9 protein-coding genes and 1 pseudogene are annotated in these 8,657 nt (G+C 66.5%); 9 read left to right on the top strand and 1 reads right to left on the bottom strand.

Annotation, left to right across the window (positions count from 1 at the left end; genetic code table 11):
• The 3 genes from fliK to RUGAMON1_RS32355 form a co-directional block, all read left to right on the top strand.
• The coding region (gene fliK, locus RUGAMON1_RS32365; RefSeq protein ID WP_445234377.1) for a flagellar hook-length control protein FliK at positions 1-845 on the top strand (845 nt) is incomplete at its 5' end.
• On the top strand, positions 842-1,174 hold the full coding sequence (locus RUGAMON1_RS32360; protein WP_445234376.1) for an EscU/YscU/HrcU family type III secretion system export apparatus switch protein: 333 nt from the start codon (positions 842-844) through the stop codon (positions 1,172-1,174). The genes fliK and RUGAMON1_RS32360, both read left to right, overlap by 4 nt.
• 14 nt (positions 1,175-1,188) lie before the next feature.
• Positions 1,189-1,947 carry a flagellar brake protein gene (locus RUGAMON1_RS32355; RefSeq protein ID WP_445234375.1) on the top strand — a complete coding sequence of 253 codons (759 nt, stop codon included), beginning with the start codon at positions 1,189-1,191 and terminating at the stop codon, positions 1,945-1,947.
• A 10-nt stretch (positions 1,948-1,957) separates the two neighbouring features.
• Here the strand turns inward: RUGAMON1_RS32355 and fliE are convergent, their stop codons facing one another.
• The gene (gene fliE, locus RUGAMON1_RS32350; protein ID WP_445234374.1) at positions 1,958-2,302 is read right to left on the bottom strand and encodes a flagellar hook-basal body complex protein FliE; all 345 of its coding nucleotides are present in this window, start codon (positions 2,300-2,302) and stop codon (positions 1,958-1,960) included.
• A 227-nt stretch (positions 2,303-2,529) separates the two neighbouring features.
• Here fliE and fliF point away from each other — a divergent pair, with 227 nt between their 5' ends.
• From fliF to RUGAMON1_RS32320, 6 genes and pseudogenes are all read left to right on the top strand, one after another.
• Complete coding sequence (fliF, locus tag RUGAMON1_RS32345) at positions 2,530-4,281, top strand: flagellar basal-body MS-ring/collar protein FliF (protein WP_445234373.1); 1,752 nt, start codon at positions 2,530-2,532, stop codon at positions 4,279-4,281.
• Positions 4,274-5,272, top strand: a complete 999-nt coding sequence (gene fliG / locus RUGAMON1_RS32340; RefSeq protein WP_008451337.1) for a flagellar motor switch protein FliG — start codon at positions 4,274-4,276, stop codon at positions 5,270-5,272. The genes fliF and fliG overlap by 8 nt, the downstream gene beginning before the upstream one ends.
• Positions 5,272-6,027: a flagellar assembly protein FliH gene (locus RUGAMON1_RS32335; protein WP_445234372.1), complete on the top strand. Its 756-nt coding sequence runs from the start codon at positions 5,272-5,274 to the stop codon at positions 6,025-6,027. The genes fliG and RUGAMON1_RS32335 overlap by 1 nt, the downstream gene beginning before the upstream one ends.
• Before the next feature lies 1 nt (position 6,028).
• A complete protein-coding gene (gene fliI, locus RUGAMON1_RS32330) occupies positions 6,029-7,465 on the top strand; it encodes a flagellar protein export ATPase FliI (protein ID WP_445234371.1) in 1,437 nt (478 codons plus the stop codon).
• 36 nt (positions 7,466-7,501) lie between these two features.
• Positions 7,502-7,942, top strand: a complete 441-nt coding sequence (gene fliJ / locus RUGAMON1_RS32325) for a flagellar export protein FliJ (RefSeq protein ID WP_445234370.1) — start codon at positions 7,502-7,504, stop codon at positions 7,940-7,942.
• 35 nt (positions 7,943-7,977) lie between these two features.
• Positions 7,978-8,657, top strand: a pseudogene (locus RUGAMON1_RS32320) (flagellar hook-length control protein FliK); the annotation flags it as partial.

The following is an 8,657-nucleotide window of genomic DNA, read 5'->3' as shown; positions in this document are numbered from 1 at the left end:
GCGCCGCCGCGGCCCAGGCTGGCCCCGCCGCCGCGCCGGCGGCCGGCGGCGCGCTCCCGGCCGAAGCCGTCAAACCGCAAAGCATGGCCGCCACCTTGCTCGGCAAGGCGCCGCTGACACCGTCCAATGAATTGCCCGACCTCGACCCCGGCACGCCGCAAGCCACGCTGAGCAACACCGCCCGCGTGCTGACCACCGTCCTCAGCACGGCACAGGGCAGCGCCGGCGCGCAACTGGCGCTGGTCGGCAAGAGCGCGCTGTTCGGCAACGCCGCGCCGGCCGCCGAGCAGCTGGCGCAAAAACTGCAGGACACCATCTCGCAAAGCGGCCTGTTCTACGAGTCGCACGTCACCGAATGGGTCAAGGGCGAGCGCCCCCTGCCCGAGCTGATGCGCGAGCCGCAGATGCAGCGCATGCTGCAGAGCGGCGAAAGCGCCGCCCGCGCCGCCGCCAGCGGTCCCGACCTGAGCGCCGCCCAACTGATCAATCAGCAACTGCACACCCACGAGCAAGGCCGGGTGCAATGGAACGGCGAGGCGTGGCCGGGCCAGCCCATGCAGTGGGAAATCCGCCGCGAACAGCGCGAAGGCCGCAAGGACGAGGGCCATGGCGCCGACGGCGAACCCGAGCAGGTCTGGCGCAGCGGCGTGCGCTTCCGCTTCCCGATGCTGGGCGCGGTGTCGGCGGCGGTGACGCTGATCGGCGGCCAGGTGCATATCCAGGTGCAAGCCGACGACGGCGACAGCGCCGACACCCTGCGCGCCTACGCCGGCCTGCTGGAACAGGCGATGGAGGCGGCCGGCGCGCCGCTGTCCTCGCTGACCATCGGCCAGGAGTCGCCATGACCGACCAGCTGCCGCGCCGCCCGCTGCAGCAGGCGGTGGCCCTGACCTATGAGAACGGCGCGCCGGCGCCCAAGGTGGTGGCCAAGGGCCGCGGGCTGGTGGCCGAGCAGATCATCAGCGTCGCGCTGGAGGCCGGCGTGTTCATCCACGAGTCCAAGGAGCTTGTATCTCTGCTCATGGATGTAGATCTAGATCAACAAATTCCACCGACGCTCTATAGGACGATTGCGGAACTATTAGCGTGGCTATATCATATTGAATCAGCGCAAAAGTCTGGATTGCCGCTTCCGGCGGCGCCGGACAGCAGCATCCCCCTTACAGAAATTTGACGCGAACGGCACCGATGTACCCACACTTTCAGGATGCGGAATTGGAAAACTGGCACGATTTTGAAGTCGAATCACGGAAGGAGATCATCTCCTTGCTGCGCGGTATCGGCGAAAAGAATCAGCTGATCCGCATGCTGATCCATGGCGAGTCCGACGTCTGCGTGACCTCGATCCTGGAAGTGGACGAGCAGCACAACGCCGTCTACCTGGATTGCTCGATCGACCGCGAGCAGAACAAGCGCATCCTGGCGTCGCGCCGGCTGTCGTTCGAGACCACGCTCGACAAGGTGCGCATCCTGTTTGGCGCCGACCGCATCGAAACGGCGACCTTCGAAGGCAATCCGGCGTTCAAGATCGTCGTGCCGCCGACGCTGATCCGCCTGCAGCGGCGCGAGTACTACCGGATCGCGACGCCGGTGACCAATCCGGTGCGGGTGCTGATCCCGCTGCCGGAAGAGCTGGGCGGCAGCACCACCTTCCCGCTGGCCGACATCAGCTGCGGCGGCATCGCCATCCTGGACAACAAGATGATGCTGGGCGACGCCATCGGCCGCAACTACCTCGATTGCAAGATCGACCTGCCGGAAGTGGGCCAGGTGGCGACCTCGCTGCAGATCCGCAACTCGCTGGACCTGACGCTGCTCAACAACAAGACCAACCGCCGCCTGGGCTGCGAGTTCGTCAACATCTCGCGCGGCATGCTGTCCTACGTGCAGCGCTACATCACCAAGCTGGAACGCGAACGCAACGCCCGCATCGCCGGCCTGATTTAACCCCGCATTATTAAACTTGCATGTTCATGATGTCGTGGTAGGCCGACACCAGCTTATTGCGCACCTGAATGGTGGCCTGGAAGTTGATGCTGGCCTTCTGCATCGAGATCATCATGTCCGACAGGTTGACGCTGTCGTCGCCCATCGCGAATTTCTTGCCCATGTCGTCGGCCTGCACCTGGCTGGTGTTGACGCCGTCGAGCGCGTTCTTCAGCGCGTCGGAAAACTCCACCTTGGCCGCCGGCGGCGCCTCGGTCTTGATCACCGGCGGCGTCAGCCCCGGACGCGCGGCGTGCGCCTTCAACTGGGCGATCATGGCCTGGATCTGGCTGCCGTCGATTCCACCTGTCTTCATCCCATCCTCCATCTTGTTGCTGCCGTGGAACAAATTCCAACGACATGGCCGAGCGCGGCGTTACAATACGGCACGGCTCTATCAGTGCTGCCAGAATACCAAGGGCAAGGCCAGTCCCCATGGCCGAGCAGAACCGTAAACGGCGCTCTGTTTGGTCGATTGATTTGTCCGCAACCGGGCAATAATGGCTCATCCTCTCTAGAACCTCGCACCGGAAACCAATCATCATGGCCGTAGCCGAACAAATCGACAACGACACAGCAGCCGACGCCGCGGATGACGGTGCCGAGAAGCTGCCCTTCATCCAGACGCCGATGGGCCGCAATTTCCTGCGCGCGGCCGGCGCGGCGGCCATCGCCGCCATCCTGCTCGGCCTGTGGCTGTGGAACAAGCCGCCCGACTACGGCGTGCTGTTCTCCAACTTCACCGACCGCGACGGCGGCGCCATCACGGCCGAACTGGACAAGCTCAACGTCAAGCACAAGTTTTCCGAGAACGGCACCGCCATCCTGGTGCCGACCGAGCAGGTGCACGATATCCGCCTGAAACTGGCGGCCCAGGGCTTGCCCAAGGGCGGCAACGTCGGCTTCGAACTGATGGAAAACCAGAAGCTGGGCGTGTCCCAGTTCCTCGAACAGGTCAACTACCAGCGCGCGCTGGAAGGCGAACTGGCGCGCTCGATCCAGTCGCTGGCGGCGATCGAGAACGCCCGCGTCCACCTGGCGCTGCCCAAGCCGTCGGTGTTCGTGCGCGACCAGCAAAAGCCGACCGCCTCGGTGATCGTCACGCTGCACCCGAACCGCCAGCTCGATCCGGCCCAGACCGCCGCCATCGTGCACCTGGTCGCCTCCAGCGTGCCGGAACTGCTGCCGGCCAACGTCAGCGTCATCGACCAGGCCGGCAACCTGATTTCCGACCAGAACAAGAACGGCAGCGCCGGCCTCAACGCCAAGAACATGGACGAGACCCAGCTCAAGTATGTCAAGGACATGCAGCTGCAGGTCATCAAGCAGGTCGAATCGATCATCATCCCCATCGTCGGCGAAGGCAATGTGCGCGCCGAAGCCACCGCCGACGTCGACTTCGCCCAGATCGAGCAGGCCGCCGAAACCTACAAGCCGAACTCGCCGCCGGCCGCCTCGGCCATCCGCAGCCAGCAGAGCAGCGAAACCAACGGCAACAACGGCAGCACCAATCCGGGCGGCATCCCGGGCGCGCTGTCGAACCAGCCGCCGGGCACCGCCACCGCGCCGCTGACCCAGACCGCCGGCTCGCCGACCGGCACCGCGCCGGCGCCGGGCACGCCGCCGGGCGCGGCAGCCAGCACCGGCACCACCGGCCCCAACCACAAGGAATCGACCACCAACTACGAGGTCGACAAGACCGTGCGCTACGAGCAGCGCGGCATGGGCGGCCTGCGACGCATGACGGTGGCGGTGGTGGTCAATTACAAGCGCATCGTCGGCAAGGATGGCAAAGTCACCATCAAGGCCTATACTCCAGAAGAGATGGCCAAGATTAACGACCTGGTCAAGCAGGCCATGGGCTACAACCAGGACCGCGGCGACGCCGTCAGCGTGGCCAATTCGCCGTTCGACGGCGTCGACAAGCCGTTCGAACCGCCGCCGGAGTGGTGGCGCGATCCGGCCAACTTGCCGATGGCCAAGGATCTGGCGAAGTTCCTGATCACCGCGCTGATCCTGCTGTACATCGTGCTGCGCATCGTCAAGCCGATGATGCGTCCGGTGTTCAAGAAGATCGACGAGATCAACGCGCCGGAGCCGGAGCCGGAAGAGCCGGAGGAAGTGGTCGAGGAAGGCCCGGACGAGGCCCTCATCGCCGAAGAAGAATTGCGCAAGATGGAAGAAAACACCGTGCGCTCTTACCGCGAAAATCTGGCCATGGCCAAGAAACTGGCCACCGAAGATCCGCGCATCGTTGCCAACGTGATCAAAGAATGGATAGGCGCAAATGACTGAGAATACCGGACTGCAAAAGGCCGCGATCCTGATGCTGGCCATGGGCGAGAGCGAGGCCGCCGAGGTGATGAAGTTCCTCGGCCCGCGCGAAGTGCTCAAGCTGGGCGCCGCCATGGCGACCATGAAGAACGTGCCCCACGAGGAAGTGGTGGGCACGCTGGACAACTTCCGCGACATGGTCGCGGCCGCCTCCACCGTGGGCCTGGACTCGGACGAGTACATCCGCCAGGTGCTGACCAAGGCGCTGGGCGACGACAAGGCCTCGGTGCTGCTGTCGCGCATCCTGGGCGGCAAGGACGCCTCCGGCATCGAATCGCTGAAGTGGATGGATTCGCAATCCGTCGCCGAGCTGATCCGCAACGAACACCCGCAGATCATCGCCACCATCCTGGTCCACCTGGAGCGCGACCAGGCCTGCGAGATCCTCGGCCACTTCACCGACCGCCTGCGCAACGACGTGGTGCTGCGCATCGCCACCTTGGACGGCGTGCAGCCGGCCGCGCTGCGCGAACTCAACGACGTGCTGACCAAGCTGCTGTCGGGCAACGAGAACATCAAGAAATCGTCGCTGGGCGGCGTGCGCGCGGCGGCCGAGATCCTCAACTTCATGTCGGGCGAGCAGGAAGGCTCGGTGATGGACAACATCAAGAACTACGACAACGACATGGCGCAGAAGATCATGGACGAGATGTTCGTGTTCGACAACCTGATCGACATCGACGACCGCGGCATCCAGCTGCTGCTGCGCGAAGTGCAGTCGGAAATGCTGATCATCGCGCTGAAGGGCGCGTCGCAGGAGCTGCGCGACAAGATCTTCAAGAACATGTCGGCCCGTGCTTCGGAAATGATGCGCGAAGACCTGGAATCGAAGGGTCCGGTGCGCCTGTCCGAAGTGGAAACCCAGCAGAAGCAGATCCTGCAAATCGTCCGCCGCCTGGCCGACGAAGGCCAGATCGTGCTCGGCGGCAAAGGTGAGGATTCCTTCGTCTAATGTCTCTGCTACCAAAAGAACAGCAGTCGGCGTTCCAGCGCTGGGAGATGACCTCGTTTGGCGACGAGCGTCCCCGCGTGATCGCGCAACGCGAGGCCGAACAGCGCGAGCGCGACGCCGAACAGGCCCGCCTGGACGCCGAGCAGCGCGTGCAGGATGCGCTGCAGGAGCAGCAGGACGCGCTGGAGATGGGCCCGCCGCTGCCGCCGCCGCTCGACTACCCCACCGTTGAAGAACTGGAGGCGATCCGCGAGGAAGCCCGCAAGGACGGCTACGACGAAGGCCACGCGGCCGGCCACGCCGACGCCATCGAGGCCGGCAAGCTGGTCGCGGCCGACGAGCTGGAGCACCTGCGCAGCCTGGCCGCCAGCTTCACCACCTCGCTGCAGGACGCCGACCAGCTGATCGCCAGCGACGTGCTGGAACTGGCCTTGCAACTGGCCAAGGGCATGTTGAAGAACGCGCTGCAAGTCAAGCCCGAGCTGATTCTGCCGATCGTGCGCGAAGCCATCGAATACCTGCCGGTGCTGCAACAGCCGGCGCTGCTGGTGCTGCACCCCGACGACGCCGCCGTGGTGCGCGGCGGCATCGGCGAAGAGCTCGACAAGGGCGGCTGGCGCGTGGTCGAAGACCCGCAGGTCGGCCGCGGCGGCTGCAAGGTCGACACCGCCAGCAACCAGATCGACGCCACCGCCGCCGCCCGCTGGCAGCGCCTGAGCCACGCGCTCGGCAAAGAAGTGGACTGGCTGGCCTGACATGGATGCCGCCGCCCCAACCGCCCCTGCAGCCCCTGCAGCCCCCGCCGCCAGCCCGCACGCCGGCCGCTGGAAATCCTATCTGCACGATTGCGGCGCGCTGGTCGGCTTCGTCGAGCCGATGCAGGTGTCGGGCCGCGTCACCCGCGTGGCCGGGCTGGTGATGGAAGCGGTCGGCCTGCGGCTGGCCGTGGGCGCCGCCTGCACCGTGCCGCTGCCGTCCGGCGGCAAGATCGAGGCCGAAGTGGTCGGCTTCGAGGGCGACAAACTGTTCCTGATGCCGCAAAGCGACGTCGAAGGCGTGGTGCCCGGCACCCGGGTGTTCCCGGTCGAGCCGGCCATCCCCCGCCCCGGCACCGTCAACCATCCGCGCCGCCGCCCCAGCGACCGCGCGCGCCACCTGCCGGTCGGCCCCGAACTGCTGGGCCGGGTGCTGGACGGCGCCGGCCGTCCGCTCGACAGCCTCGGCCCGCTGCACGCCTCCGACAGCGCGCCGATCAACACCCGCCCCGCCAATCCGCTGGGCCGCGCGCCGATCACCGAAACGCTGGACGTCGGCGTGCGTTCGATCAACGCCATGCTGACCGTCGGCCGCGGCCAGCGCATGGGCCTGTTCGCCGGCTCCGGCGTCGGCAAGTCGGTGCTGCTGGGCATGATGGCGCGCTACACCGAGGCCGACGTCATCGTGGTCGGCCTGATCGGCGAACGCGGCCGCGAAGTCAAGGAATTCATCGAGCAGATCCTGGGCGAGGAAGGCCTGGCCCGCTCCGTCGTCGTGGCGGCCCCGGCCGACACGCCGCCGCTGATGCGCCTGCAGGGCGCGGCCTACGCCACCGCGATCGCCGAGCACTTCCGCGACCAGGGCCAGAACGTGCTGCTGATCATGGACTCGCTGACCCGCTACGCCATGGCGCAACGCGAGATCGCGCTGGCCATCGGCGAACCGCCGGCCACCAAGGGCTATCCGCCGTCGGTGTTCGCCAAGCTGCCGATCCTGGTCGAGCGCGCCGGCAACGGCGAGATGGGCGGCGGCTCGATCACCGCCTTCTACACCGTGCTGACCGAGGGCGACGACCAGCAGGATCCGATCGCCGACTCGGCGCGCGCCATCCTCGACGGCCACATCGTGCTCAATCGCCGCCTGGCGGAGGCCGGCCACTACCCCGCGATCGACATCGAACAGTCGATCAGCCGGGCCATGCACTCGATCACCTCGCCCGAGCACCAGACCCGCTCGCGCCACCTGAAGCAGCTGTTCTCGCGCTACGAGCGCAGCCGCGACCTGATCAGCGTCGGCGCCTATGCGCCGGGCAGCGATCCGGTGCTCGACCAGGCGATCCAGTTGCACGACCGGATAGAGAATTTCCTCCAGCAACAAATCAGCGAACGGGTGACCATGGGCGAGAGCTTGGCCCAACTTACCTCTCTGTTCGACTGATTGAAGCGGATCACAGCCACCTATAATTAATTCATCATGGCTTCCAAAGCGCAACTTGAAACACTGATGGACCTGGCGCGCCGGGAAACCGACGATGCCGCCAAGCGGCTGGGCGCGGCGCTCAAGGCAATCGACGAGGCCCGGCAAAAGCACCAGATGCTGGCCGGCTATCGCGAGGAATATGCGAAACGCTTCGAAGCGGCGCAGGCGGCCGGCATCACGCCCATGGCTTACCGCAATTTCCAGGCCTTCATGGAAAAGCTGGACGTGGCGGTCAAGGGCCAGCTGGACATGATCAAGCACGCGGAATACCGCGGCGAGCAGGAAAAGGCCGCCTGGCAGGCCAGCGAACGCAAGCGCATGTCCTACTCCACCCTGAACGACCGGGCGGAGGCCGAAGCGCTCAAGCTGGAAAACAAGCGCGACCAGAAGCAGATGGACGAACACGCAGCACGGCAGGCCTACTACAAACGCTGACCCATTTAGACGCAACCAACCGACACGGCGCGATCATGCAAACCCAGAATCTCCAAATTCCTACTCTGAACGCCAACGCAGTGGCGGCGCCCAAGGTGAACCTGAATCTGAACGCCGGCGGCGCCGACAACGCCTTCCAGCGCGCCCTGTCGCGCGAGATGGACCAGCGCCAGGCCAACGCCGGCGGCGCCAGCAACACGCCGAATATCGGCGCCAAGTCGCCTGAGCGCCCTGCCGCCTCGCGCCCGTCCGCGCCCAAGCAGGCCGAGCAAGCCAAACCGGCCCAGCCGCAAAACCAGCAGGCCGACGCCGCCGACAGCAACCAGGCCGTCGCCAGCAACGACACCCAGGCCGCGCCCGCCGCGCCGGCGCCGGCCAAGAGCACCGCCAAGGACAGCAGCGCCAGCGCCGACGAAGGCGCCGATAGCGCCGCCAGCGACGCCCAGGCCGCCGCCCAGGCCGATCCGGTCGCCGACATGCTGGCCCTGGTGGCCGCTTTCAACCAGCCGGCAACGCCAGTGGCCGTGCCGGTCGCCAGCGCAGCCGATACCTCGCCAGCCGGCGCCACCACGACGGTCGCCGCCGGCGCCGCCAGCGCCGCCGACCTGGCCGCCCAAGCCACTGCCGCTGCCGCGACCTCCGCAGCCGCAGCAGGCGCCGTCACCGACGAGGCCAGCGCCGCGGTGGACGCCAACGCGAGCGCCCCCCTGCCCGC

It is taken from the genome of Duganella rhizosphaerae (genome assembly GCF_040364205.1).
Taxonomy (GTDB): Bacteria; Pseudomonadota; Gammaproteobacteria; order Burkholderiales; family Burkholderiaceae_D; genus Rugamonas; species Rugamonas rhizosphaerae.
The sequence above is the reverse complement of the archived record's forward strand: the minus strand, read 5'-3'. Positions and strand labels throughout refer to the sequence as shown.